Origin of the sequence: Photobacterium piscicola (assembly GCF_046058925.1) — a bacterium.
GTDB lineage: Bacteria > Pseudomonadota > Gammaproteobacteria > Enterobacterales > Vibrionaceae > Photobacterium > Photobacterium piscicola.
The window spans coordinates 2,673,633-2,699,367 of sequence record NZ_CP175534.1 but is presented as its reverse complement, the minus strand read 5'-3'; the positions used below and the strand labels follow the sequence as shown (position 1 = coordinate 2,699,367).

The 25,735-nt window shown below is 41.6% G+C and carries 25 protein-coding genes; 15 read left to right on the top strand and 10 right to left on the bottom strand.

Going from position 1 to position 25,735, the window contains the following annotated elements:
* Window positions 1-85: 85 nt before the first annotated feature.
* From purL to pgpA, 12 genes are all read left to right on the top strand, one after another.
* Window positions 86-4,003, top strand: coding sequence for a phosphoribosylformylglycinamidine synthase (gene purL / locus ACJZU6_RS12805; protein ID WP_408900383.1), 3,918 nt, complete (start codon window positions 86-88; stop codon window positions 4,001-4,003).
* Window positions 4,004-4,187: 184 nt separating this feature from the next.
* The gene (locus tag ACJZU6_RS12800; RefSeq protein ID WP_080157161.1) at window positions 4,188-4,592 is read left to right on the top strand and encodes a hypothetical protein; all 405 of its coding nucleotides are present in this window, start codon (window positions 4,188-4,190) and stop codon (window positions 4,590-4,592) included.
* Window positions 4,593-4,697: 105 nt separating this feature from the next.
* Window positions 4,698-5,036, top strand: coding sequence for a nitrogen regulatory protein P-II (glnB, locus tag ACJZU6_RS12795; protein WP_006646656.1), 339 nt, complete (start codon window positions 4,698-4,700; stop codon window positions 5,034-5,036).
* Window positions 5,037-5,334: 298 nt separating this feature from the next.
* Window positions 5,335-6,585, top strand: a complete 1,251-nt coding sequence (gene glyA / locus ACJZU6_RS12790; RefSeq protein WP_080157159.1) for a serine hydroxymethyltransferase — start codon at window positions 5,335-5,337, stop codon at window positions 6,583-6,585.
* Window positions 6,586-6,802: 217 nt separating this feature from the next.
* A complete protein-coding gene (gene nrdR / locus ACJZU6_RS12785) occupies window positions 6,803-7,252 on the top strand; it encodes a transcriptional regulator NrdR (RefSeq protein ID WP_045037560.1) in 450 nt (149 codons plus the stop codon).
* Between the two features lie 24 nt (window positions 7,253-7,276).
* Complete coding sequence (gene ribD, locus ACJZU6_RS12780) at window positions 7,277-8,404, top strand: bifunctional diaminohydroxyphosphoribosylaminopyrimidine deaminase/5-amino-6-(5-phosphoribosylamino)uracil reductase RibD (protein WP_210434277.1); 1,128 nt, start codon at window positions 7,277-7,279, stop codon at window positions 8,402-8,404.
* Between the two features lie 23 nt (window positions 8,405-8,427).
* Window positions 8,428-9,084 carry a riboflavin synthase gene (locus tag ACJZU6_RS12775; protein ID WP_107276210.1) on the top strand — a complete coding sequence of 219 codons (657 nt, stop codon included), beginning with the start codon at window positions 8,428-8,430 and terminating at the stop codon, window positions 9,082-9,084.
* A gap of 47 nt (window positions 9,085-9,131) precedes the next feature.
* The gene (gene ribBA, locus ACJZU6_RS12770) at window positions 9,132-10,232 is read left to right on the top strand and encodes a bifunctional 3,4-dihydroxy-2-butanone-4-phosphate synthase/GTP cyclohydrolase II (protein WP_369925330.1); all 1,101 of its coding nucleotides are present in this window, start codon (window positions 9,132-9,134) and stop codon (window positions 10,230-10,232) included.
* A 202-nt stretch (window positions 10,233-10,434) separates the two neighbouring features.
* Entirely contained in the window at window positions 10,435-10,905 is a 471-nt protein-coding gene (gene ribE, locus ACJZU6_RS12765) for a 6,7-dimethyl-8-ribityllumazine synthase (RefSeq protein WP_036795804.1), read from the top strand.
* Window positions 10,905-11,378: a transcription antitermination factor NusB gene (nusB, locus tag ACJZU6_RS12760; protein WP_080157149.1), complete on the top strand. Its 474-nt coding sequence runs from the start codon at window positions 10,905-10,907 to the stop codon at window positions 11,376-11,378. The genes ribE and nusB overlap by 1 nt, the downstream gene beginning before the upstream one ends.
* 73 nt (window positions 11,379-11,451) lie before the next feature.
* A complete protein-coding gene (thiL, locus tag ACJZU6_RS12755; protein WP_408900382.1) occupies window positions 11,452-12,435 on the top strand; it encodes a thiamine-phosphate kinase in 984 nt (327 codons plus the stop codon).
* Between the two features lie 9 nt (window positions 12,436-12,444).
* The gene (pgpA, locus tag ACJZU6_RS12750; protein ID WP_080157145.1) at window positions 12,445-12,933 is read left to right on the top strand and encodes a phosphatidylglycerophosphatase A; all 489 of its coding nucleotides are present in this window, start codon (window positions 12,445-12,447) and stop codon (window positions 12,931-12,933) included.
* Window positions 12,934-13,018: 85 nt separating this feature from the next.
* Here the strand turns inward: pgpA and dxs are convergent, their stop codons facing one another.
* The 3 genes from dxs to xseB are packed head-to-tail and all read right to left on the bottom strand — an operon-like array spanning window position 13,019 to window position 16,046.
* Entirely contained in the window at window positions 13,019-14,884 is a 1,866-nt protein-coding gene (dxs, locus tag ACJZU6_RS12745; RefSeq protein ID WP_107276209.1) for a 1-deoxy-D-xylulose-5-phosphate synthase, read from the bottom strand.
* Between the two features lie 24 nt (window positions 14,885-14,908).
* Entirely contained in the window at window positions 14,909-15,811 is a 903-nt protein-coding gene (gene ispA / locus ACJZU6_RS12740; RefSeq protein WP_107276208.1) for a (2E,6E)-farnesyl diphosphate synthase, read from the bottom strand.
* Window positions 15,801-16,046, bottom strand: a complete 246-nt coding sequence (gene xseB / locus ACJZU6_RS12735) for an exodeoxyribonuclease VII small subunit (RefSeq protein WP_045037567.1) — start codon at window positions 16,044-16,046, stop codon at window positions 15,801-15,803. The genes ispA and xseB overlap by 11 nt, the downstream gene beginning before the upstream one ends.
* 357 nt (window positions 16,047-16,403) lie before the next feature.
* Here xseB and pomA point away from each other — a divergent pair, with 357 nt between their 5' ends.
* The 3 genes from pomA (at window position 16,404) to thiI (ending at window position 19,741) form a co-directional block, all read left to right on the top strand.
* The gene (gene pomA, locus ACJZU6_RS12730) at window positions 16,404-17,165 is read left to right on the top strand and encodes a flagellar motor protein PomA (RefSeq protein ID WP_080157137.1); all 762 of its coding nucleotides are present in this window, start codon (window positions 16,404-16,406) and stop codon (window positions 17,163-17,165) included.
* A gap of 9 nt (window positions 17,166-17,174) precedes the next feature.
* Window positions 17,175-18,065: a flagellar motor protein MotB gene (locus ACJZU6_RS12725; protein ID WP_408900949.1), complete on the top strand. Its 891-nt coding sequence runs from the start codon at window positions 17,175-17,177 to the stop codon at window positions 18,063-18,065.
* Between the two features lie 224 nt (window positions 18,066-18,289).
* Entirely contained in the window at window positions 18,290-19,741 is a 1,452-nt protein-coding gene (thiI, locus tag ACJZU6_RS12720; protein WP_080157132.1) for a tRNA uracil 4-sulfurtransferase ThiI, read from the top strand.
* A gap of 96 nt (window positions 19,742-19,837) precedes the next feature.
* On the opposite strand, the gene ACJZU6_RS12715 is transcribed toward thiI, so the two are convergent.
* The 7 genes from ACJZU6_RS12715 to ACJZU6_RS12685 all read right to left on the bottom strand — a co-directional run bounded on the left by ACJZU6_RS12715 (window position 19,838) and on the right by ACJZU6_RS12685 (window position 25,723).
* Entirely contained in the window at window positions 19,838-20,446 is a 609-nt protein-coding gene (locus ACJZU6_RS12715) for a DJ-1 family glyoxalase III (RefSeq protein WP_080157129.1), read from the bottom strand.
* Entirely contained in the window at window positions 20,439-21,344 is a 906-nt protein-coding gene (gene panE, locus ACJZU6_RS12710; RefSeq protein WP_408900381.1) for a 2-dehydropantoate 2-reductase, read from the bottom strand. Before panE ends, ACJZU6_RS12715 begins: the two co-directional genes overlap by 8 nt.
* 108 nt (window positions 21,345-21,452) lie before the next feature.
* Window positions 21,453-22,289, bottom strand: coding sequence for an outer membrane protein OmpK (locus ACJZU6_RS12705; protein ID WP_408900380.1), 837 nt, complete (start codon window positions 22,287-22,289; stop codon window positions 21,453-21,455).
* A gap of 323 nt (window positions 22,290-22,612) precedes the next feature.
* Complete coding sequence (locus ACJZU6_RS12700; protein WP_408900379.1) at window positions 22,613-24,001, bottom strand: AmpG family muropeptide MFS transporter; 1,389 nt, start codon at window positions 23,999-24,001, stop codon at window positions 22,613-22,615.
* Between the two features lie 178 nt (window positions 24,002-24,179).
* A complete protein-coding gene (locus ACJZU6_RS12695) occupies window positions 24,180-24,548 on the bottom strand; it encodes a hypothetical protein (protein WP_408900378.1) in 369 nt (122 codons plus the stop codon).
* 48 nt (window positions 24,549-24,596) lie between these two features.
* The gene (locus ACJZU6_RS12690; RefSeq protein ID WP_080157118.1) at window positions 24,597-25,148 is read right to left on the bottom strand and encodes a peptidylprolyl isomerase; all 552 of its coding nucleotides are present in this window, start codon (window positions 25,146-25,148) and stop codon (window positions 24,597-24,599) included.
* Window positions 25,148-25,723, bottom strand: a complete 576-nt coding sequence (locus ACJZU6_RS12685) for a YajG family lipoprotein (protein ID WP_080157116.1) — start codon at window positions 25,721-25,723, stop codon at window positions 25,148-25,150. The genes ACJZU6_RS12690 and ACJZU6_RS12685 overlap by 1 nt, the downstream gene beginning before the upstream one ends.
* Window positions 25,724-25,735: the final 12 nt, after the last annotated feature.

Here is a 25,735-nt window from a genome sequence, read left to right as displayed (position 1 = left end):
TAGGTGCTATTGAGATAAGTTTCTACGGTTTGAAATTTACCTCAATATCACTTTTTTTAATCTGCTAATCGAGAGACCTTTGCACATGGAAATTTTGCGTGGTTCACCCGCTTTGTCTGAGTTTCGCGTTAATAAGTTACTTGAGCGTTGTCATGAGTTAGATCTGCCAATTACTCATATCTATGCTGAGTTTGCCCATTTTGCTGATGTGGTGACAACGCTAACCGCTGATGAACAAGCTAAACTTACCCGTCTACTCACATACGGTCCAACGATTGCAGAGCACGAGCCTAAAGGTTTATTGCTACTTGTTACTCCTCGTCCTGGCACGATTTCTCCTTGGTCTTCAAAATCGACCGATATTGCACGTAATTGTGGTTTAACAACGATTAAACGTCTTGAGCGTGGTACAGCATATTATGTTGAATCATCATTACCACTTACTGCAGCACAATTGGATGACTTAAAAGCGCTACTTCATGATCGGATGATGGAAGTGGTGACCGATAATGTTGAAGCCGCGGGCGCATTATTTATACAAGCACAACCGGCAGCAGTGAAAAGTGTTGATATTCTAACGGGTGGCCGTCAAGCATTAGAGCAAGCGAATCTCACCTTAGGCCTTGCATTGGCTGAAGATGAAATTGATTACTTGGTTGAAAATTTTACCAAGCTTGAGCGTAATCCCAATGACATTGAATTAATGATGTTTGCTCAGGCGAACTCAGAGCATTGCCGTCATAAGATCTTTAATGCCGATTGGACGATTGATGGTGTCGATCAACCAAAATCATTATTTAAAATGATCAAAAACACCTATGAGCATAACCATGAGCACGTGTTGTCTGCTTATAAAGACAATGCTGCGGTTATGGAAGGGTCTCACGTTGGGCGTTTTTTCCCTGATCCACAATCACGTCAATATACTTATCATCAAGAAGATACCCATATTTTGATGAAAGTTGAAACCCATAATCACCCAACAGCAATTTCACCGTGGCCGGGTGCAGCAACAGGCTCTGGCGGTGAAATTCGTGATGAGGGCGCAACCGGTATTGGCGGCAAACCCAAAGCGGGTTTAGTTGGTTTTACTGTATCAAACTTGCGTGTGCCTGGTTTTGAACAGCCGTGGGAAACCGATTTTGGTAAACCAGATCGTATCGTGACAGCACTTGATATCATGTTAGAAGGCCCACTGGGTGGCGCGGCATTTAATAACGAATTTGGTCGTCCTAATCTACTGGGTTATTTCCGTACTTACGAAGAAAAAGTCACTTCTCACGCTGGTGAAGAAATCCGTGGTTATCATAAGCCAATTATGATTGCGGGTGGCATGGGTAATATTCGTGCTGATCATGTGCAGAAAAAAGAAATACCTGTTGGCGCCAAGTTAATTGTGCTTGGCGGCCCAGCAATGAACATTGGTCTTGGTGGTGGTGCGGCGTCATCAATGGCATCAGGACAATCAGCAGAAGATTTAGATTTTGCTTCAGTGCAGCGTGAAAACCCAGAAATGGAACGTCGTTGTCAGGAAGTGATCGATGGTTGTTGGCAGATGGGCGATGACAACCCAATAGCTTTTATTCACGATGTAGGCGCGGGTGGTATTTCTAACGCTTTACCTGAATTAGTTAACGATGGTGAGCGTGGTGGTAAATTTCAATTACGTGATGTGCCTAATGATGAACCAGGCATGAGCCCACTTGAGATTTGGTGTAATGAATCACAAGAGCGTTATGTATTAGCAATTGCGCCTGAAAATATGGCTACGTTTGATGCTATTTGTCAGCGTGAGCGTGCCCCTTATGCGGTGGTGGGTGAAGCCACAGCTGAGCGTCATTTAAGCCTTGAAGATAGTCATTTTGATAACACCCCGATTGATATGCCAATGGATATTTTATTGGGTAAAGCGCCGAAGATGCACCGTGATGCACAAACGCTGACAGTAGTTGGGCTGCCGCTTGATCGCAGTGAGATCACCATTGAAGCTGCAACGCAACGTGTTTTACGTCTGCCTGCCGTCGCAGAAAAAACGTTTCTAATCACCATTGGTGATCGTAGTGTGACAGGCCTAGTTGCACGTGATCAAATGGTCGGTCCTTGGCAGGTGCCAGTGGCTAACTGTGCAGTAACAGCGGCAAGCTATGATAGTTACCACGGCGAAGCGATGTCGATGGGCGAGCGTACGCCTGTTGCGCTGCTTAACTTTGGTGCTTCTGCGCGTTTAGCGGTTGGTGAAGCAATTACTAATATTGCAGGTACTGATATCGGCGATATGAAGCGGATTAACTTATCGGCTAACTGGATGTCACCAGCAGGCCATCCCGGTGAAGATGCTGGTCTATATGAAGCAGTAAAAGCCATTGGTGAAGAGTTATGCCCAGCATTAGGGTTAACGATTCCTGTGGGTAAAGATTCAATGTCAATGAAAACTAAGTGGCAGCAAAATGGTGAGGAAAAAGAAGTCACATCACCATTGTCATTAGTGATCACTGCTTTTGGTCGCGTTGAAGATGTTCGTAAAACAGTGACACCGCAATTACGCACTGATAAAGGCGCATCAAGCTTATTGCTGGTGGATCTTGGTTGTGGTCAAAACCGTCTTGGTGCGACCGCTTTAGCACAAGTTTATAAGCAGTTAGGTGATAAAGCCGCTGATGTTGATAGCCCTGAATTATTAAAAGGCTTCTTTAATGCGATGCAAACCTTAGTGCGTGACGAGAAGCTATTGGCTTATCATGATCGTGGTGATGGTGGTTTATATGTCACTTTAGCTGAAATGGCATTTGCAGGTCACACTGGTATTGAAGTTGATATTAATACCACTACAACGGATGCATGTGATGATGTGCTAGCAGCGTTATTTAGTGAAGAGCTAGGTGCTGTGATTCAAGTGCGTAGTGATGATGTTGAAGCCGTACAAGCGGTATTAGCGGCAAATGGTTTAGCAGCATGCAGCCATATTATTGGTACTGTAATAGATGAAGACACAGTCCGTATTTGGAATGGTAATGATTTAGTTCTTGAACAGAATCGCACTGAATTACGTGCAATCTGGGCTGAAACCACGTATCAAATGCAAGCGATGCGTGATAATCCAGCCGGAGCATTACAAGAATTTGAAGCCAAGAAAGATACGCAAGATCCAGGCTTACATACTCAGTTAACATTTGATATTAATGAAGATGTTGCAGCGCCATTTATTGCACCAGCGATTAATTTTGGTGCGAAACCACAGATGGCAATTCTACGTGAGCAAGGTGTTAACTCTCACGTTGAAATGGCGGCTGCGTTTGATCGTGCAGGCTTTGAAGCGAAAGATGTTCACATGAGTGATATTCTTAGCGGTAAGGTACAACTTGATGGCTTTAATGGTTTAGTGGCGTGTGGTGGCTTCTCTTACGGTGACGTATTAGGCGCGGGTGAAGGCTGGGCAAAATCAGTGTTATTTAACAATATTGCCCGTGACCAATTTGCTGCATTCTTTACTCGTTCAGATACTTTGGCATTAGGGGTGTGTAATGGTTGCCAGATGATGTCTAATCTGCACGAGCTGATTCCAGGTGCTGATTTATGGCCGCGTTTTGTGCGTAACGAATCAGAACGTTTTGAAGCGCGCTTTAGTTTAGTTGAAGTACAAAAGAGTGATTCATTGTTCTTTAATGAAATGGCAGGTTCACGGATGCCAATCGCAGTTTCACATGGCGAAGGTCGAGTTGAAGTACGTAATGGCGAGCATTTGGCGGCGATTGAGCAGTCAGGCACGATTGCGCTGCGTTATCTTGATAACTACGGCAATGTTACTCAAAATTACCCAGCTAACCCTAATGGTTCGCCAAACGGTATTACAGGTTTAACCACGCAAGATGGACGAGTCACGATTATGATGCCGCACCCAGAGCGAGTATTCCGCACCGTGGCTAACTCTTGGCACCCAGATGATTGGAGTGAAAACAGTCCTTGGATGCGAATGTTCCGTAATGCGCGGGTTAACCTAGGCTAATAGATACATTCATTAAACATATAGAAGCTGTCATTTATTGGCAGCTTTTTTTATACTGTAACTGTGACACTTATAAATTTAAATATGAAGTTGATATTGATCACATTAACCGGGAAAGAACATTGGGATAATTAACGTAACGAATACGTAAAAATGACCACGGCGTCGTTACAAGGATGAAACAATGGGATGGGATGTTCCCAGTAGTTACCGTCTAATCGGTGCAACTAAATTACTTGCAGTGTTAGTTGTTATTGGTCTTATTCAACATTTTGATATGATCATTCAAGCCTTACGCTTTGATTTACTTAGCATGGTACCGATGAGTGTCACTATATTGGTATTGATCTCAGGAATACTTGCTTGTATTGGATTATTTCGAGGTAAGAAATGGGGGTTTATACCACTTTATTTTTACATTCCGGCTGCAACGTTATTTCTTCAAGTGAGTTTAATTCCTTTTATTCCTAATATTTTTCCGGTTAAACATCATGATATTGTTATTATGGTGATCAATGGCTTGGTATTACTGTACTCCGTGTCGCTACTTTTGCGACGAATGGAGACTAATTACATTAAAGAATATTAAATGGTATTAAATTACTGCATTGAATCTGTGATAATAGCTTTAATTTAATCAAGTCGGTGTTCGTAATCACGATCCCGATCTTCTGCTCAGCAAAGGATGATGATAATGAAAAAAATTGAAGCCATTATTAAGCCATTTAAACTTGATGATGTTCGCGAAGCGTTAGCGGAAGTGGGTATCACAGGCATGACAGTGTCAGAAGTCAAAGGATTTGGTCGTCAAAAAGGCCATACTGAGCTTTATCGTGGTGCCGAATACATGGTTGATTTTTTACCTAAAGTGAAAATTGAAATTGTAGTGACTGATGAAGTTGCAGAGCAATGTATCGACACCATCGTAGAAACAGCCCAAACAGGTAAAATTGGCGATGGTAAAATCTTCATGTTTGATATTGAGCGTGTGGTACGTATTCGTACCGGCGAAGAAGATGAAGATGCTATTTAATTTGTGATGGTTAATCATGATGAAACATCAAGAGGAGTTGCCACAGTGCAGCTCCTTTTTTATGGCTGTATTTTATGTCAATAAATAACCATTGAATCATGACGTCAATTTAGTAACTGATTACTGTTACAACAAAGAAAACCACATTTAGGACTTTCTGATTTAGATCAATTTATGTAATATAGACTACAGATAAGAAATGAAAACGGAAACGATTGCGCCCGCGTGGCGTCTAGGTTTGTGACTTTTCGTTTATCACTAAAAATAGTATAAAACTTTGCCGAGTCAGGAGATACAGATGCTAAAGCGCGATATGAATATTGCTGATTATGATGCGGAACTATTTGCAGCTATTCAGGAAGAAACAGCCCGTCAGGAAGAACACATCGAGTTGATTGCTTCTGAAAACTACACCAGCCCACGTGTAATGGAAGCACAAGGTTCTCAGCTAACAAATAAATATGCTGAAGGTTATCCTGGTAAGCGTTACTACGGTGGTTGTGAGTTTGTCGATAAAGCTGAGCAACTTGCGATTGACCGTGCGTGTCAGCTATTTGGTGCAGAATACGCGAACGTTCAGCCACACTCTGGCTCTCAAGCCAATAATGCGGTTTACATGGCATTATTGAATGCGGGTGATACGGTATTAGGCATGAGTTTGGCACACGGTGGTCACTTAACGCACGGCTCACCTGTAAACTTCTCGGGTAAGTTATACAACATCATTCCTTACGGTATCGATGAAAATGGTCAAATTGACTACCAAGAAATGGAAGCATTAGCGTTAGAGCATAAACCAAAAATGATCATTGGTGGCTTCTCGGCTTACTCGCAAGTGGTTGATTGGGCAAGAATGCGTGAAATCGCTGATAAAATTGGCGCTTACTTATTCGTTGATATGGCACACGTTGCGGGCTTAATTGCGGCCGGTGTTTATCCAAACCCTGTGCCTCATGCACATGTTGTTACTACAACAACCCATAAAACATTAGCTGGCCCTCGTGGTGGTTTGATTTTGTCAAACGAAGGCGAAGATCTTTACAAAAAGCTTAACTCTGCTGTTTTCCCAGGTGGTCAGGGCGGCCCGTTAATGCATGTTATCGCAGCGAAAGCGGTGGCCTTTAAAGAAGCGATGGAACCTGAGTTTAAAGTTTACCAAGCAAATGTGGTTGTGAACGCTAAAGCAATGGTAGCTGAATTTATTAAGCGCGGTTATAACATCGTTTCTGGTAGTACAGAAAACCATTTATTCCTTGTTGATTTAATTGATAAAGGTATCACTGGTAAAGAAGCAGATGCAGCATTGGGTGCTGCAAATATCACTGTTAACAAAAACAGTGTACCCAATGATCCACGTAGCCCATTTGTAACTTCAGGCATTCGCGTAGGTACACCATCAATTACTCGTCGTGGTTTTGATGCCGATGATGCACGTCAACTTGCAGGCTGGATGTGTGATGTTTTAGATAACATCAATGATGCTGCTGTTATTGAAGCGACTAAAGAGAAAGTGCTTGAAATTTGTAAGCGTCTTCCCGTTTACGCATAATTTAGTCATGATACGGTATTAAATACCTATTATTGCATATCAAGATAAGGCTTGCCTGTTTAGAGGTAAGCCTTTTTTGTTGTCTAAATAACATAAAATGTACCATTATTGATGATAATTGTTACTTTTAAGGCTATTTATTATAAAAAAGGAAGGGGATAGTCTCATTAAAGTGATGAAATGAGTTACACTGAGTCGATTGAATGTAGGAGGCTAAATGCATTGTCCTTTTTGCGGTGCAAATGACACCAAAGTAATCGATTCTCGATTGGTTGCAGATGGCCACCAAGTGCGCCGACGTCGCCAATGTTTAGCGTGCAATGAACGCTATACTACGTTTGAAACGGCAGAACTTGTGATGCCTCGCGTAGTAAAAACGAATGGCAACCGTGATCCGTTTAATGAAGAAAAATTACGCGGTGGTATTCAACGTGCGCTAGAAAAGCGTCCCGTGAGTACTGACGACATTGAACGTGCGGTAAATAGTATAAAATCTTGTCTTCGAGCAACCGGTGAACGTGAAGTACCATCTGAGATGATAGGTAATTTAGTGATGGAAGCTTTAAAAGAATTGGATAAAGTCGCTTATATCCGCTTTGCTTCTGTTTATCGTAGTTTTGAAGATATCCGTGAGTTTGGTGAAGAAATCGCTAAGCTGGAACGTTAAAACAAATAATCGTTAAGACCAACAATAATGACACACACTGATCAACAAATGATGTCGCGAGCAATAGTACTGGCTCAGCGCGGTCGTTATACCACAGCACCTAACCCTAAGGTAGGATGCGTGATTGTAAATAATGGCGACATTGTTGGTGAAGGGTATCATTATCAAGCAGGACAACCCCATGCTGAAGTGTTTGCATTACGGCAGGCACAACAACGTGCTCAAGGGGCGACCGTCTATGTTACCTTAGAACCATGTTCTCATTATGGTCGAACGCCGCCCTGTGCTGAAGCATTAATTAATGCCAATGTGGCACGGGTTGTGTGTGCGATGGTGGATCCTAATCCTGCTGTTGCTGGGCGGGGTATTGCATTGTTGCAAGCGGCAGGTATTCAAGTCGATATTGGTATTTTAGCTTTGCAAGCACAAGCATTGAATCCTGGCTTTATTAAACAAATGACCCATCAAATGCCCTATGTTGAGCTCAAACTTGCCGCGAGTTTAGATGGGCGAACTGCGTTAGCAAATGGGGCCAGTAAATGGATCACTGGCCCTAAAGCGCGATCGGATGTTCAACAATTTCGTGCCTGTGCTGGGGCTATTTTGTCGACCAGTGCGACGGTTATTGCTGACGATCCTTCACTTAATGTACGCTGGAATGAGCTTGATGCATCTGTTCAGCAACAATACCCTCAGTCAGCGTTACGCCAGCCTATGCGGGTTATTATTGATAGTCAGAATAGATTGACGCCTGAATATCAACTTTTCAATTTACCCGGAGAAACCATTCTTGCTCGTACTATGCTCGGTACTGAAGCGTGGCCCGATTCCGTGCAGCAATGGAAAATTCCAACTCAACCCAACAGTAACCAACTTGATCTGGTGGCTTTATTGTCGCGGTTAGCCGACTATGGCATTAATCATATTTGGGTTGAAGCGGGGGCTAGTTTGGCAGGAGCATTATTGCAACAGCAATTGGTTGATAGTTTGATTTTATATCAAGCCCCTAAACTAATGGGCAGTGATAGCCGTGGCTTGATTGATATCACCGGATTAACATCAATGACACAAACACCACTGTTAACCATTACTGATGTGGGGTTGGTTGGTGATGATATTCGTATTATAGCAACAGTACAAAATAATAAATAAAATAGTGAAATTAAGGGTTTATCATGTTCACTGGAATTATAGAAGCTGTCGGTAAAATATCAGCCATGACACCAAAAGGTGCTGATGTTTCTGTTACTGTTGATTCAGGATCGCTAGATTTATCAGATGTTAAATTAGGCGATAGTATTGCGACTAACGGTGTTTGCCTTACCGTCGTTAAATTAACGGGTAAAGGTTATGTTGCTGATCTTTCATTGGAAACATTAAACCGTACTGCTTTTGTGAATTATAAAGCAGGCCAAGTGGTTAATTTAGAAAAAGCGATGTTGGCAACGACGCGTTTTGGTGGTCATATGGTTTCAGGCCACGTTGATGCTGTTGCTGAAGTGATTGAGCGTCAACATATTGGTCGTGCGATTGAATTTTGGATTAAAGTGCCACCGCAACTTGCTAAGTATATTTCAGAGAAAGGCTCTGTGGCTGTTGATGGCATTAGCTTGACCGTTAATGCTGTGCGTGGTGACGAATTTAAGTTAACGATTGTGCCACATACTGCGGCTGAAACTACGATGGCTGATTTCCATGTTGGTCGAAAAATTAACCTTGAGGTTGATGTTATCGCGCGCTACCTTGAGCGATTAATGCTCGGTGATAAAGCGGCGGAAAAGCAATCTCAAGTAACAATGGATTTATTGGCGAGAACTGGGTTTCTCGGTTAAGCATTGCTTTATGCTCAATAAAGCAACATAAGATTAAGGGTAGTATTATGATAAGTAGTGCAAAAGAAATCATTGATGATATTCGCCAAGGAAAAATGGTTATCCTGATGGATGATGAAGATCGTGAAAATGAAGGTGATCTTATTATTGCATCACAACATATCACCCCTGAAGCGATTAACTTCATGGCGACAAATGGCCGTGGCTTAATTTGTTTAACATTAAGCAAAACCCGTTGTCAGAAATTAGGCTTACCGTTAATGGTTCAAGATAACACTGAACAATTTGGAACGCCTTTTACTATCTCTATTGAAGCTGCAACGGGTGTTACAACGGGTATTTCAGCGGCAGACCGTTCTCGCACAGTGCAAGCTGCTGTGGCTGCTGATGCAACCGCGGCTGATATTGTTATGCCTGGTCATATCTTCCCATTAATGGCGCAAGAAGGCGGTGTACTTACACGAGCTGGACACACTGAAGCAGGTTGTGATGTTGCACGTCTTGCTGGTCTTGAGCCTTCAAGTGTTATTGTTGAAATTCTAAATGATGACGGCACCATGGCGCGCCGTCCTCAATTAGAAGTATTTGCTGAAAAACATGGCCTAAAATTAGGCACGATTGCTGATCTTATTGAATATCGTAATTTGCATGAAACGACGATTGAGCGTGTCGGCGAGTGTAAGCTTAATACCGAGTTTGGTGAGTTTGATATGATCACGTATCGCGATAAAATCGACGATCAAGTTCATTATGCGCTGCGTAAAGGCGACGTTGAAGCCAATGCACCTACGTTAGTACGTGTGCATTTACAAGATACCTTTAAAGATATTCTTCAATCAGGTGCGACTCAGTGGACATTGCCAGCGGCAATGCAGCGTATTAGTGCTGAAAATGGTGTACTCGTCGTGTTGAGTAAACAAGAGTCAACCGATAGTATTATCAATAAAGTGAAAAATATTGCAGCTGAAAATGAAGGTCGCCCACAAGTAAAGGCGAATCCATACAATCCTTCACGCCAAGTAGGTATCGGTTCGCAAATTTTATCTGATTTAGGTATTGGTAAAATGCGCTTATTGTCATCAAGTACACAACGTTACCATTCATTATCAGGCTTTGGCCTTGAAGTGGTTGAATATATTTGCGAATAATAGCGTATTGTATTTGCTGAGATGAATTCACGGAGCATTATTATTATTGATAATGCACACTTATTGGTTGGTTCTACAACGAATAAGCAATAAATATTAACAAATCCACTGAAACCGACGGTTGTGCGTAGCAGACATATCGTAAAGTGTGTTAGACTCCCGCGGTTTCTCAAACTGGAAAGACATAGTCACAGGAAGGCCCATGAAGGTAATTGAAGGCGCCATCGCGGCACCAAACGCAAAAATTGCTATCGTAATTGCACGCTTTAATAGCTTTATTAACGAAAGTTTACTTTCAGGTGCATTAGATGCGCTGAAACGTCAAGGTCAGGTTAGTGAAGATAATATCACTGTTGTTCGTTGCCCTGGTGCTTATGAACTACCGCTTGTTGCCCAGCAAGTCGCGAAGAGTGATCGCTATGATGCTATCGTAGCTTTAGGCTCTGTTATTCGTGGTGGAACACCTCATTTTGACTATGTTGCCGGTGAGTGTAATAAAGGTCTAGCACAAGTAGCACTAGAGTATAATACTCCAGTAGCTTTTGGTGTGTTGACTGTTGACTCTATAGAACAAGCCATTGAGCGTGCCGGTACCAAGGCTGGTAATAAAGGGGCAGAGGCTGCACTAAGCGCGCTCGAAATGGTAAATGTCCTGTCCCAAATCGAATCCTAATGGGGGTTACTGTGAAACCAGCCGCGCGTCGTAATGCACGTCAATTTGCTGTACAAGCAATTTATTCTTGGCAACTTACTAAAGGTAATGTTGCGGATATTGAGCAATATTTCCTTTCAGGCGATAAGTTTGAAGAAGAAGAACATCAAGCTGATGCGCCTGTGTGTAAAGCGCCTGAGACTGATGTTAGCTACTTCCGTGATTTATTTGCAGGTGTTGTATTAAGCCATCAAGAACTTGATAGCAAAATGCGCCCATACTTGTCTCGTCCACTTCAGGATCTAGACCAGATGGAACTTGCTTTACTTCGTCTTGCAATGTACGAAATGGTTAAGCGTGAAGACGTACCATTTAAAGTTGTGATCAACGAAGCCATCGAATTAGCAAAACTTTTCGGTGCTGAAGATAGCCACAAATTCGTCAATGGTGTGTTAGATAAAGCTGCACCATCTTTACGTAAAAAAGATAAATAATTTTTTACGTTAAGTACGATGAAAGAAGTCAGCTTATTAGCTGGCTTTTTTTTTATTAAAGGAATAGAAAATCATGGCAAAAAGTGAATTTGATATCATCAAACAGTATTTCGCACACCAACAACAGCAGCGTGATGATGTTGTGTTAGCGATCGGAGATGATTGTGCGCTAGTGGATGTTCCCGCCAATTACCATGTTGCAGTAAGCACCGATTCATTAGTTGCAGGCACACACTTTTTAGCTGATGCCGATCCTGCGTTAGTGGCTTATAAAGCATTAGCATCTAATATCAGTGATTTAGCTGCAATGGGAGCCACGCCTGCATGGGTATCCTTAGCGTTAACATTACCGACAATTGATGAAGCGTGGTTAGCGCCTTTTTGCCATAGTTTTTTTGAACTTGCTAATCGATATAATATTCAATTAATTGGTGGCGATACCACTAAAGGCCCGTTAAGTATTACCTTAACCGTACAAGGTCTCGTGCCCCAAGGCCAGGCATTAACCCGTGGTGGCGCACAAGTGGGTGATGATATTTATGTAACAGGTAACCTGGGTGATAGCGCTGCAGGGCTTGCTTTGATATTAAATCAGTCTCAATGTGAACCATCTCTCGCGGCAGTGCTTGTTGAACGCCATTTCAAAGCACAACCTCGAGTGAATGTGGGTGAGGCTTTACGTGGTATTGCATCGGCGGCATTGGATATCTCTGATGGCGTGATTGCGGATGTAAAACATATTGGTGACCGATCTCAAGTTGCGATTGAGATTGATGTCGAAAAATTACCAGTATCTGCTGATTTACTGACATTCTGTAATGGTGATCGTCAACAAGCGCAACAGTTAGCTTTAACCAGTGGTGAAGAATATGAACTTTGCTTTACTGTTTCAAAAGCTAATCGAGATGCATTAGCGATGGCTTTAGCGCATACTAATGTTAAATATAGCTGTATTGGTCAAGTGACTACGGGTCGTGGCTTATCGTTATTACAGTTAGGTAAGCCATTGAGTTGGAAATTATCCGGTTGGGATCATTTTGGTGTAACAAATAATTAGGGTATTAACGTGAGTACAAATCCAAAAGATTTATTAAAAATGAATAATCCTTGGCACTTATTAGCCACAGGATTTGGCAGTGGTTTAGCAAAATATATTCCTGGTACGATGGGAACGCTGGCCGCCATTCCGTTATACCTTGTTCTTGCTCAATTGCCTTTTGGTTGGTATTTAGTGGCGGTTTTGGTTGCCGCTCTGATCGGGATCCGTATTTGTCATATTACCTCTACTGACATGAAGGTGCATGATCATGGCAGTATTGTGTGGGATGAGTTCGTTGGTTTTTGGATCACGATGGCTGTTGCACCAACCGTATCATGGCAGTGGATATTAGCAGGTTTTATTCTATTCCGCTTTTTTGACATGTTAAAGCCATGGCCGATTAGCTGGTTAGATAAACATGTCGAAGGTGGCTTTGGGATCATGATTGATGATGTGTTAGCTGGCTTTATGGCAATGATTTCGTTGTGGTTTGTTGGTTACTGGCTAGGTTTCTAAGTTTGAGTTTAACGAACAAACAATAAAAAAGCCATGAAGAGTATGCTTCATGGCTTTTTTGATTGCTGTAAGTGTAAATTAATGCTTATTTAGCAAGATATTCAACAATTTGTTTTTCAATGCCAACACCATCGATTTCTAACATATGGTGTAATTCAGCTTGCGTCCCTTGTTCGATGAATCGATCGGGCAGACCAATGTTTAATACTGGTTTCATGCATTTTTGCTGCATTAAGAACTCAATAACACCGCTACCTGCACCGCCAGCAATCACATTTTCTTCAACAGTAACTAGCACATCATGATTCGCTGCTAGTTCAAGAATTAATGCTTCATCAAGCGGTTTCACAAAACGCATATCGGCAACGGTTGCATTTAAGTTTTCAGCTGCATCCAAGCTATAACCCAGCATGGCGCCAAAGTTTAAAATGGCCACTTTCTCACCGTGACGGCGAACAATGCCTTTACCAATTTCCAGTGCTGTCATGGTAGTTTCAACTTCAGTGCCTAGACCACAACCGCGTGGATAGCGTACAGCACTCGGACCTTGATGTTGATGGCCGGTATAGAGCATTTGACGGCATTCATTTTCATCGCTTGGCGCCATGATCACCATGTTCGGAATACAGCGCATAAAGCTAATATCAAATGCACCTTGATGGGTTTGACCATCAGCGCCAACTAAACCTGCACGATCGATCGCAAACATGACAGGTAAGTTCATAATAGCAACATCATGAATCAATTGATCATAGCCACGTTGCAAGAAGGTAGAGTAAATTGCTACAACAGGGTGATAACCACCAATTGCCATACCGCTTGCAAGTGTTACTGCGTGCTGTTCTGCAATAGCAACATCAAAATATTGGTCTGGGTATTCTTTTGAAAAGCGTACCATGCCAGAACCTTCACGCATGGCGGGGGTAATTGCCATCAGTTTGTCGTCAACTGCCGCCATATCACATAGCCAATCACCAAAGATTTTAGAAAAAGTTGGGCTGGTATTTTTTGCTTTTGGCAGTGGTTTTTCACTTAGATCAAATTTTGGAACCGCATGATAATTGATTGGGTCGGCTTCTGCTGGCGCATAACCTTTGCCTTTTTTAGTCATGATATGCAGAAATTGCGGTCCTTTAAGATGACGCATATTCTTGAGTGTTTTAACTAACTCATCAATATCATGGCCATCAATTGGACCAATGTAATTAAAGCCAAGTTCTTCAAACATCGTGCTTGGCACAACCATGCCTTTAATGTGTTCTTCTGCACGTTTAACGATTTCTTTAATTGGTGGTGCATTTGAGAGTACTTTTTTACCGCCTTCACGAATGGAAGCGTAAAAGTTACCTGCCAACAAATGTGCTAAGTGGTTACTTAAACCACCCACATTTTCAGAAATCGACATTTCATTATCATTAAGAATGACTAACATATCGCTATGTATATCACCGGCATGGTTCATGGCTTCAAATGCCATGCCTGCCGTAATCGCGCCATCACCAATAATGCTGACAACTTTACGATCAAGGCCTTCTTTCTCAGCCGCAATCGCCATGCCTAAACCAGCACTGATTGATGTTGATGAGTGGCCGACAGATAAGACATCGTATTCACTTTCATCACGCCAAGGAAAAGGATGTAATCCACCTTTTTGGCGAATGGTCGACATTTGATCGCGACGGCCCGTTAAAATTTTATGCGGGTAAGCCTGATGGCCAACATCCCAGATTACATGGTCAAACGGAGTATTATAGACATAGTGAAGCGCAACGGTAAGCTCAACTGTACCGAGTCCGGAGGCAAAGTGACCGCTGGTTTGGCTAACCGTCTTGAGTAAATAAGTACGTAACTCATCACAGACTTGAGGCAGACTTTCTGCGGGCAATAATCGTAATTCATCTGGCGTGTTAGCTAATGCGAGATGCGGGTATTTTGATATATCCAAAGTCATAACAGTTCGGCGCTTTTACTGATTTTAGTTGTTGCGCTCGATAACATATCGGGCAAAAACTTCCAATTGATAGGTATTGTAAGGTATTGCTGCTAATGCTTGTAGTGCTTCTAGATAAAGTTGCTGCGCTTTTTGTTGCGCACCTTCTAACCCAAGTAGTGCAGGGTAGGTACTTTTATCTAACTCAAGATCTGAACCTTGAGGCTTACCTAGCGTTTCAGTGTCGCTGATTACATCTAAGATGTCATCTTGAACTTGAAATGCAAGGCCTATGGCATCGGCATATTTGTCGAGCTGTGGCAGAATTTCACGTCCTTTTTCACCAGCAGCCAGTGCACCTAAGCGAACCGCACAACGGATCAAGGCGCCTGTTTTGTGTTTATGAATTAATTCTAGTTGCTCTAGTCCAACGTGTTGGCCTTCAGCTTCTAAATCGAGTGCTTGTCCTTGGCACATACCAGCTGCGCCAGAGGCTTGCGCTAATTCGCTAACCATGGCAATACGTTGTTGATGTCCTTCTGGACTTAAACGACCTTGAGCAATAATTTCAAAGGCTAACGTTTGTAATCCATCACCAGCTAAAATAGCAATCGCTTCATTAAAAGCAATATGACAAGTGGGTTGACCGCGACGCAATGCATCGTTATCCATTGCGGGTAAATCATCATGAATTAACGAATATGCATGAATACATTCAACAGCCGCAGCGGCAGTATCTAGATCATCATAATCGACACCCAACATTTCACCGGTTACGTATGTCAGGTAAGGACGAGCACGTTTTCCGCCCAATAGGGTACCATGCTTCATGGCCTTTAGCAGGGTTTGGTCTGAAAAAGGTTGTTTATTTAACCAATCGATTAGGCATTGGTTGTTACGTTGTTGCAGCGTTTTAAGCGTCTGCGATAGCGGTACACTATTCGTCATGGCTTGGCTCAAAGTCGGTTAATGGTGCATTATCATCAGCATGTAATAAAATTTCTACGCGCTGTTCTGCTTGAGTTAACTTTAGCTGACTGTTGCGAGCCAATGAAATACCACGCTCAAATTTCTTCAGCGCATCTTCCAGTGGGATATCACCCGATTCTAGTTCATTGACAATGGCATCTAGCTCATCAAGTGCGGCTTCGAATGCCATATTTTCAGGTTTTTTTGCTGCCATATCATTTTCACTCTTATCTAAGTGCAAGAAAAATAACGTAGTGACTATCTAAGGTCAAATTATGTCACAGTAATCTGTGCCACAGACAGTAATTTTCATCGTTGGGAGCAATAAATATCACTCAATGATGGAAATAAAACCCTAAATGAAACGTCATTATGGTCGATAAAGAGTTAGCTTGCGATAGATAGTACTGTTGACGTTTTATTCTATGATCGCAATGTTTTATTTTATGGAGCGATATGGTGCTGCGGTTTAATGAACGCTGAACATTATCCTTATAAATTCTTGTCCTATGTTAATTGGCTGTCAGATCGTTAAATTAAAAATTAAAAACGACAGCGAAGGAGTTCTTGCGTGGATTTGGCAACACTTATCGGATTGGTTGGGTCATTCGCTTTTATTTTAATGGCAATGTTGGTGGGGGGCGATTTGGTGATGTTTGCCGATACCTCCTCGGTATTGATCGTTTTTGGCGGCAGTTTGTTTATCGTGCTGATGAAATACAATATCAGTCAGTTTTTTGGCGCTGCTAAAATTGCGGCTAAAGCGTTTATATTTAAAACCGATAAACCGGATGACCTTATTGCGCAAATTGTCACTATGGCCGATTCTGCTCGTAAAGGCGGTTTTCTTGCATTGGAAGAGATGGAAGTAGAAAACCCGTTTTTGCGTAAAGGTATTGATTTGCTGGTTGATGGCCATGATGCTGACACAGTAAGGATGATATTAAGAAAAGACATTGCATTGACCAATGAGCGCCATGAACAAGGGGCAAGTATTTTTTCTGCGTTAGGGGATGTTGCACCTGCAATGGGAATGATAGGAACACTCATAGGTTTGGTGGCGATGCTATCGAATATGGATGATCCTAAGTCAATTGGGCCAGCAATGGCAGTAGCATTGTTAACCACATTATACGGTTCTATTTTGGCTAATATGGTGGCATTACCCATCGCGGATAAATTAATGCTGCGTAAAAATGAAGAGCGCTTGAATCGGTTGTTGATTCTTGATGGTGTGTTAGCGATTCAAGAAGGTCAAAATCCACGTGTGATTGATAGTTATTTGAAAAATTATCTGCATGAGAAAAAACGTCGGATCAATTTTGATGAGTAAGGGTGGATGATGGATTCTTTACCACCACAACAGAAAAAAGGTGCACCAGCATGGATGGCTACTTTTGCTGATCTTGCGACCTTGTTGATGTGCTTTTTCGTATTATTGTTATCGTTTTCTGAAATGGATGTACTTAAATTTCAGCAAATTGCTGGCTCGATGAAAAATGCTTTTGGGGTTCAAAATGTATTAAACGTGAATGATATTCCCAAAGGTACCAGTGTTATTGCGCAAGAGTTTCGTCCAGGACGGCCAGAGCCAACGCCGATTGAAGTGATTATGCAGCAGACCATTGATATTACTAAGCGTTCATTAGATTTTCATGATGGCGTCAATGAACGTGATGGCGGAAGGCGTAAAGAAGATACAACGTCAAATAATGGCCCCAGTGACCATTCTAAACAACAAGCACAAATGCAGTCGCAAATGGCTCAAGTCTTAACCCAAGCCTTAGCGCGAGAGATCACTGATAATACGGTGGAGATTGAATCGTTTGGGCAGCAGTTAGTGATTCGTATTAAAGAAAAAGGCGCATTTCCTGAAGGCTCTGCCTTTTTACAGCCTAAATTTATTCCTCTTATTCAGCAGGTTACTGAGTTGGTAAAAGATGTTCCAGGTATTATTCGAATTAGTGGTCATACTGATAATTTGCCGCTAGATTCTGAATTGTATCGTTCCAATTGGGATATTTCATCACAACGAGCAGTATCCGTCGCTCAGATTATGGAACAAGTAACAGGTTTTGATCGTAAGCGAATGCGCGTTGTGGGTATGGCCGATACCTCGCCCATTGCGAATAATAAAACTGCTCAAGGGCGAAGTCGTAATCGACGGGTTGAAATTTCAATTGTACAAGGACGGCCTCATTATTCTAAAGAAGTGAGCGCTGAAGTAAAATAAGTGAGTGGTCTTTTTTCGTGATGGTATTTGCTGGTTGGTGTGATTGTGACTAAGGTAAAAACAGCATAAACACCAATAATAAGTGCGTGACTGAGTAAGATAAGTTGTGCTGTTCGTATATCCTTGTTCCAGTGGCAGACACCTTGCTGTATAATTCGCGCCTTTAATTCCGTTTGGTACTTTATTCTGTTTGGTACTTTAGACCCAGTAAAGCGAAGTGTGTTATGAAATTTATAGTTAAACCACATCCAGAGATTTTTGTTAAAAGTGACTCAGTACGTAAGCGTTTTATCAAAATTCTTGAGTCTAACCTGCGCATTATTTTAAAGCGTCAGTCTGAGTCTGTTAGTGTTTATAATCGTCGCTTTTCATTAGAAGTGAACGAACCTGATGAAACTAAACGTGAGATGGTGCTTGCCGCTCTAACGCAAACACCTGGTATTCACCATTCACTTGAAGTTCAACAGACGGAATTTACTGATCTTCATAATATCTTTGAGCAAACACTACAACTTGTTGGTGACAGTCTTGACGGTAAAACATTCTGTGTTCGCGCAAAACGTGTAGGTAAACATGATTTTACCTCGATTGAAGCTGAACGTTATGTTGGTGGTGGTCTTAACCAAGCGATTGAATCTGCAAAAGTTAGACTGAAAAAACCTGATGTTACTGTTAACATTGAAATTGAGAATAACTTACTTAACCAAGTATTATTCCGTCATAAAGGTCTAGGTGGCTTCCCTCTAGGTACGCAAGAAGACGTATTAAGTCTTATTTCTGGTGGTTTTGACTCCGGTGTTTCAAGTTACCTTCATATTAAACGTGGCAGTAAAGTCCATTACTGCTTCTTTAATCTTGGTGGTCCTGTCCATGAGATTGGTGTTAAGCAAGTTGCACACTTCTTATGGAAAAAATACGGTTCATCTGCCAAAGTTAAATTTATCGCTGTTGATTTTGATCCTGTTGTTGGTGAGATCTTAGAAAAAGTCGATGATGGTCAAATGGGCGTGATCCTTAAGCGTATGTTTATGCGTGCTGCGGGTCGTGTTGCTGAGAAGTTTGGTATTCAAGCATTAGTGACGGGTGAAGCATTAGGCCAAGTATCTAGCCAAACGCTAACGAATTTACGTCATATTGATAATGTGACTGATACTTTGATTCTGCGTCCGCTGATCAACTGGGACAAAGAAGATATTATCGATGTCTCTCGTCAGATTGGTACCGAAGACTTTGCTGCAACCATGCCTGAATTCTGTGGTGTGATTTCAAAGAGCCCAACAGTCAAAGCGGTAAAATCAAAGCTTGAGATTGAAGAAGCGAAATTTGATTTTACTATTCTTGATCGCGTTATAGATGAGGCACGAGTGATGGATATTCGTGAAATCGAAAAACAGAGCCAAGAACAAGCCCCTGAAATTGAATTAGTTGAGCATATCTCAGCTGATGCTGTTGTACTTGATATTCGTAGCCCAGATGAAGAAGACGAAAGCCCGCTAGAACTTGATGGTGTGGAAGTTAAACATATTCCATTCTACAAGTTAGCGACTCAATTTGGTGATTTACCAAAAGAGAAGACTTACTTACTTTACTGTGCTCATGGTGTGATGAGTCGTTTACAAGCGCTGTACTTGAAAGAGAATGGCTTTGAGAACGTAAAAGTATATCGCCCATTATAATTAATGCCATGTGCGCGGATCTTATGCCGTGCTTATGACATCAAAAAAGCCCTCAATGATCTGATCATTGAGGGCTTTTTTATGCTGGTGGTGCCGTTAACGTTCAGGCATAACATCGTAATGCATATTTGGCCACACAACCATTGATTCGGCGATAGCGGCAGTTGTGGCTTTATTGGTTAACTGAGTAACAAGATCAAGTGCAAATTCTTGTGCTGTACCGGGGCCTTGACTGGTTAATAAGTGAGCATGTTTATCATACACAACACGTTTAGGGCGTAATTGAGGTGCTGGAATTTGATCATGAAAAGCAGGGTGACAAGTCATTAGTGCTTTAGGAAACATGTCATTGGCGGCAAACATGATAGCTGGCGTGGCACAAATTGCGGCAATCAATTTACCATCATAGTGGTGTTGTTTTACAAATTCGACCACTAACGGGCTATCACGAAAATGCTCTGCTCCTGCAACGCCTCCGGGTAATACCACGGCATCAAATTGTTCATCGGCTATTGTAATTAGTGCGGTATCCGCAACCAGTTTAATGCCGCGTGAACCCTCAACAATTAATGCGCCATCTTCTGCTGCACTGGCAACAATAACCTCAAATTGAGCCCGTTTTAAAATAGAAATGGTATTAATTGCTTCCATTTCTTCACTGCCAGGGGCAATACAAACAACGACGCGAGGACATAACTCAGGCATGGTCTAGTGACTCCATGTGTTTAATAGCCTGCCATAATTGATAATTAATTGGAGTATCAATGTTATGGCGTTGGGCTTGTTGAACTAAATATCCATTAATATAATCGATTTCAGTGAGTCGATGATGAAAAATGTCACGATTCATGGATGAATAGTTACTGGCTGTTGCTTTAATAACATTATCAACTTGGTGGCGTAGCTGTTGTTGAGTAGTTGTAAAGCCTTCCGCTGTCATAACTTGTGCCACTTCTAAACAAATACCATCGAGTTGTGACTGGTAGCAAGGACGGGCTAAATCGCCATTACAGCATTGATGGATAGCTGTCAGTGGATTGATGGCACAATTGATGGCCAGTTTTTGCCATAGCGGCTGATAGATATTAGCTTGCCATTGGGTTGGCGCTAAAGCGGCACCAAATAGTGCCGCAATATGGGACAGAGATTGCGCATAATCATTGATAGCGCCCAGTGATGTTTGCCCTAAACCAGTATGCTGAATGGTTGTTGGGGTGGGTTTAAAGGCAGCTTGAGAGGTCGTGGCATAGATAATCGGGTTATGGGGCAATAATTGCTGAATCTGCAACTGAGTACCGATGCCATTATGCATAATAACCACTACGCAATCGGTGTTTAAATAAGGCAATAATGGTGTAAGTGCTGTTGTGACTTGAAAGGCTTTGACCGTAACAATTAACAATTCACAAGCGGCGAGATCATCTGGGCTATTACAGCTAAAAGAATAGTCATTTGTTGTTGTTGGCGTTGTTAATTCATTAAAGTGCAGCGTTGCTTTGGTTTCAGCGTTTCTGGTCCATAACTGCACATTGTGTCGTTGTTGGGTTAATTTTATGGCCCATAATGCACCAATAGCACCAGCACCTAGCAGAGTTATGTTCACAGTTTAATCCGTTATTAGCCTAATTTGTCGCATCATAACATCGTGGCTAATTACAGCGATCAAAAAAAGGCGCTATTAGCGCCTTTTTTGTGGTGTTATACCGTCAGCTTAGAACTTGTAAGATAGGCTAAAGTATTGTGAAACACCTGAAGTTTTTAGGGTCGCTGAATCTTTTAGACCATATACATTATGGTAAGCTTTTAGACCGTAACCGACTGCGTAGCGATCTGAGTGCCATACGATACCATTGTACATTGCCCCGCCATTACTAACTTGTGAGTATTTCTCTTTCATACCAAATTGGTAATCAATGTAACCTTGGTAAGAAATGAAAGTACCATTTTCAAAGGTGTAAACTGGCTTGAACCAGTTAGTTGATACTTGGTAACCGTTCCAGTCTTTAGCGTTCATGTCATATAGAGAATAAACGTTAAAGCCCATTTTGCCTAACCATGGCACTTCAATATCAGAACCTAGACCAACAAAATAGTTGTTAACTGGATCAAAAGCACCATTTGTTGGATCTAAGCCTTGAGATGTGTAGCCGCCGCCCCAGTTAAATAGTGTTGCTACATAAAGTTCTTTTACTGGACCGAAAGATAGATCTTTACCTGTTAATGCGTCAAGAGAGATGCGTGGTGCAAATTTCATGAACATTTTTTCTTTTTTATATTTATCGCTACTATCAGAGTTTGTTAGGTTAAATACATCAACATAACCATAAAGGTCAAAGATTCCTGAACGACCACCAAACTCCATCTCTAAGTAATCGTGACCTGTATGTGCATCTGCAGGGCGAGGTAATTCTTTTAACGCGTACATTAGGTTGAACTGCATCCACTTATAATCATTTTTGTGGATGTTGTCAGAGTAATCTGCTGCATTAGCTAACGAAGGAAGTGCTGTTGCTGCTAAAACGCTGAATGCTACTAGTGATTTGCGCATCTTTTTATCTCGCTCATGTTGATCTAGATAGATGGTGGGATTTGGCCGCCCCGTTTGTTGGCGCTGATTCTAGTGCTTTATTACACGTTTGGGAATGAAACGTTTGCGCAATCCTTTACCATTTGTGATCGCGATCTAGTGTAATCGATTACATTAACTAAAAGTGTGATCTTGATCCATTGAATATCAATAAGAATGAACTTTAATCTGTCTTGATAGACTAACGGCAACGCAATAAAAATTGTTAGTTTTAGCGGAGAGTATCGAAAGCTAGCTGTATCGATCTAGCTTTCGAGATCGGATAAATTAAATTGATGTTTTTATCAAGATGGGCGGGTAGGCTCAGCGATAATATTAAGTGCTGAATTATTGGCTAACATGCGGATCAGTATTAATACGGGCACTCCCATTAAGGCCGTGGTTAAGAAAAATACGTTATAACCAAAGTGATCGATATAGACGCCCGAAAACCCCGCAAGGAATTTAGGGAATAATACCATTATCGAACTGAATAAAGCATATTGAGTTGCTGAGAATGCCACATTGGTTAGACTTGACATAAATGTGATAAATGCAGCTGTAGCAATACCTGCACCAAGATTATCGGCGGAAATAACCAATGTCAGCATTTCAAGGTTATTACCGACATAGCTAAACATAATAAATAATAAGTTAGTGATTGCCGATAACATTGCACCTAATGCCAGTATTTTAAGGGTGCCAAACTTACTGACTAAAATACCGCCTAATCCTGCGCCAGCAATGGTCATTGCGACTCCAAATACTTTTGATATTGAAGCGACTTCATTTTTAGTAAAGCCCATATCGACATAGAACACATTCGCCATTACGCCCATCACAATATCTGAAATACGGTAACAACTGATTAATAACAGTATGAGTAGTGCATTTTTACCGTAGCGTTGAAAGAAATCTCGAAATGGCATGATCACCGCAGTGTAGAACCAAGCACTTAAATTTGCGTGATGCTTATTGTAACCGTTATTAATAAGTTCTTGTTTGTAATTGGCTTCAATGGTGTTGATAGCGCTGTTATCTATAGTTGGCTCTTTGACAATAAGGGTGGTGATCACCCCGATAAGCATCATAGCTGCCATAATGAAATAGGCACTTTTCCAACCACTAGGATCGTAACCGGAATCAGATCCAAACCAGGCGGCAAAAGCAAGAGCACCGGCACCTGCCATGATCATCGCTAAACGGTAACCGGCTAAATAGGTTGCTGACAATGCGGCTTGCATACGCTCTGTTGCAAGTTCAATACGAAAGGCATCGATAACAATATCTTGGGTTGCAGAAGCAAATGCAACCAGAATGGCAAAAAGGGCGAATTGAAACAGGTCTGTTTGTGGATTACTTAATGCCATGCCGCATAAGGATAAAATAATTACAATTTGTGAAAATAGCATCCAGCCGCGACGGCGACCAAATAAAGATGAAAAAATGGGTAATGGGAAACGATCGACTAGGGGAGACCATGCCCATTTAAAGCCATAAGCTAAGGCAACCCAGCTGAAAAATCCAATGCTTGTTTTACTCACGTCGGCTTCACGTAGCCAAAAAGACAGAGTACCAAACACTAATAAGATTGGTAATCCTGATGAAAATCCAAGTGCTAACATGATCAAGGCTTTAGGGTTGGCGTAAACTCGCCAACCTTGGGTGTCTGCTTGAGGTGTCGCTTTATCCATATATTCCTCTGAAAATCAAGGTCACAATACTTGTTGCTAGCGTACTGAAGATTTAAAATTTTATTGTAAAACGAAAGCTTAGCAGCTCTCAAATTTTTACGCATTGACTTGATGATTCTCAGACAAACATTTTACAATTTAATTCTATTTTTAGTGTTATTTACGCAAATTAACACCATTAGGGACGATTTATCAGCGTGATTTTAGGGCAAGGACCAATATTGAGTAAGTAACAGCTGAGGGTAGCAACCTTATGTTGGATAAAACGATCCCCCATTAATTGATAATCACTAATACCGCTCAATGTTTGAATTAACGACCAATAACTGGCTTCATATTGATTAGCTGGTTGTGGGTTATCATAAGGAAGTGTCCACCATTGAGCTAATTGGTGGTTAAATAAATTTTGCAGTTGGATATAAGTAATTTGTCCGTGGCTAGCGGCAATGGCATTTAGCGCAAGGATGGGGGCATTATCAACAACAAATTGTTGTAAATACCGTTCTTGAGTTGGAATAGCTGTGCGATTATAAGCAAGTGTTAACATAGATGTCACCTGTTACGTGAGTGATCACGCACAGGTGACGTGATCACATTATTTAATGACTTTCATGGCTTCAATAATAATCGGTTGTTGTGGAATATCACTCATGCCCGTTTGTGGGTTTGAGGTTGTCGGTATCGTTGCCATTTTTTCAACAACAGGGAAGCCTTTTATTACCTTACCAAATACAGCATAGCCTGTTCGGTTGCCTTGAGTATTTAAGAACGCATTATTTGCGAGGTTGATATAAAATTGGCGCGTAGCTGAGTTTGGATTTTGAGTACGTGCCATGGCGATGGTCGCAATATCATTAGGTAAGCCGTTATCCGCTTCATTTTTGATTGGCGGGTAACTTGGACGTTGTTTTAATGCTTTATCAAAACCACCACCTTGCGCCATAAAACCAGGAATGACACGATGAAAAATAGTGCCCACGTAACTGCCATCATCGACGTAACGTAAGAAGTTTTTAGTTGTGATTGGTGCTTTTGCTTCATTTAATTCAACGGTAAAGCTACCGATATTAGTGGTAACCAATACTTTAGTTGCGGCACTAACGGGTAGTGCAACCAATAAGCATAAAGCTAATAAAAAACGCGACATTATACATTCTCCTTAAGGTATTTATTTAATTCACTATCATTAGCGATTTCATGAAGTACAGAATTCATGAGTTTATTCATGCTTGTTGCAATTTCTTTATTTGATGCGGTTAGTGCATCTTCACGACTTGAGCGACCTGAATAACGTTTAGTAAATTGACCACTAGGGGTATTTACCACCAACTGTAATTGCAGTTCACTGCGCATGTCATATTTCACCAGTCCTTGTTCAACAGTAATTAATGCTTTTTCAACGCTAATTGCCATGGTGGACGTTGCATTATTAGTGATGCTAAATCCTTGACCTGTTAGCTGTTGTGCTAATGCTTGACGTAATGTTAATGCTATTGGCTGTTGAGGTTGAATGACCTGCACATTTTCAGTGCTGCCATTATCAATAACGGCGATATAACTATTTGGCGCTTGATCAACACAAGTTAGGTTAAGTGCTTTGTTATTGGCCCATGGCTGTGATGTGAAGACGGCTGTGGGCATTAATGCAACGGGCGCTGGTGGTGTCGTAGCACATGCACTTAATACCAATGTTGATACTAGAACAACGTATTTTTTGATCATAAAGCATTCCCT

Coding starts and splice junctions, on each gene's coding strand:
- ACJZU6_RS12690 (WP_080157118.1), bottom strand. CDS start 25,148: ATGTCGCGTTTTTTATTAGCTTTATGCTTATTGGTTGCACTACCCGTT.
- ACJZU6_RS12725 (WP_408900949.1), top strand. CDS start 17,175: ATGGATTCTTTACCACCACAACAGAAAAAAGGTGCACCAGCATGGATG.
- purL (WP_408900383.1), top strand. CDS start 86: ATGGAAATTTTGCGTGGTTCACCCGCTTTGTCTGAGTTTCGCGTTAAT.
- nrdR (WP_045037560.1), top strand. CDS start 6,803: ATGCATTGTCCTTTTTGCGGTGCAAATGACACCAAAGTAATCGATTCT.
- ACJZU6_RS12695 (WP_408900378.1), bottom strand. CDS start 24,548: ATGTTAACACTTGCTTATAATCGCACAGCTATTCCAACTCAAGAACGG.
- ribE (WP_036795804.1), top strand. CDS start 10,435: ATGAAGGTAATTGAAGGCGCCATCGCGGCACCAAACGCAAAAATTGCT.
- xseB (WP_045037567.1), bottom strand. CDS start 16,046: ATGGCAGCAAAAAAACCTGAAAATATGGCATTCGAAGCCGCACTTGAT.
- ACJZU6_RS12685 (WP_080157116.1), bottom strand. CDS start 25,723: ATGATCAAAAAATACGTTGTTCTAGTATCAACATTGGTATTAAGTGCA.
- glyA (WP_080157159.1), top strand. CDS start 5,335: ATGCTAAAGCGCGATATGAATATTGCTGATTATGATGCGGAACTATTT.
- ribBA (WP_369925330.1), top strand. CDS start 9,132: ATGATAAGTAGTGCAAAAGAAATCATTGATGATATTCGCCAAGGAAAA.
- ispA (WP_107276208.1), bottom strand. CDS start 15,811: ATGACGAATAGTGTACCGCTATCGCAGACGCTTAAAACGCTGCAACAA.
- glnB (WP_006646656.1), top strand. CDS start 4,698: ATGAAAAAAATTGAAGCCATTATTAAGCCATTTAAACTTGATGATGTT.
- ACJZU6_RS12775 (WP_107276210.1), top strand. CDS start 8,428: ATGTTCACTGGAATTATAGAAGCTGTCGGTAAAATATCAGCCATGACA.
- thiI (WP_080157132.1), top strand. CDS start 18,290: ATGAAATTTATAGTTAAACCACATCCAGAGATTTTTGTTAAAAGTGAC.
- ACJZU6_RS12715 (WP_080157129.1), bottom strand. CDS start 20,446: ATGCCTGAGTTATGTCCTCGCGTCGTTGTTTGTATTGCCCCTGGCAGT.
- dxs (WP_107276209.1), bottom strand. CDS start 14,884: ATGACTTTGGATATATCAAAATACCCGCATCTCGCATTAGCTAACACG.
- ACJZU6_RS12700 (WP_408900379.1), bottom strand. CDS start 24,001: ATGGATAAAGCGACACCTCAAGCAGACACCCAAGGTTGGCGAGTTTAC.
- nusB (WP_080157149.1), top strand. CDS start 10,905: ATGGGGGTTACTGTGAAACCAGCCGCGCGTCGTAATGCACGTCAATTT.
- ACJZU6_RS12705 (WP_408900380.1), bottom strand. CDS start 22,289: ATGCGCAAATCACTAGTAGCATTCAGCGTTTTAGCAGCAACAGCACTT.
- thiL (WP_408900382.1), top strand. CDS start 11,452: ATGGCAAAAAGTGAATTTGATATCATCAAACAGTATTTCGCACACCAA.
- ACJZU6_RS12800 (WP_080157161.1), top strand. CDS start 4,188: ATGGGATGGGATGTTCCCAGTAGTTACCGTCTAATCGGTGCAACTAAA.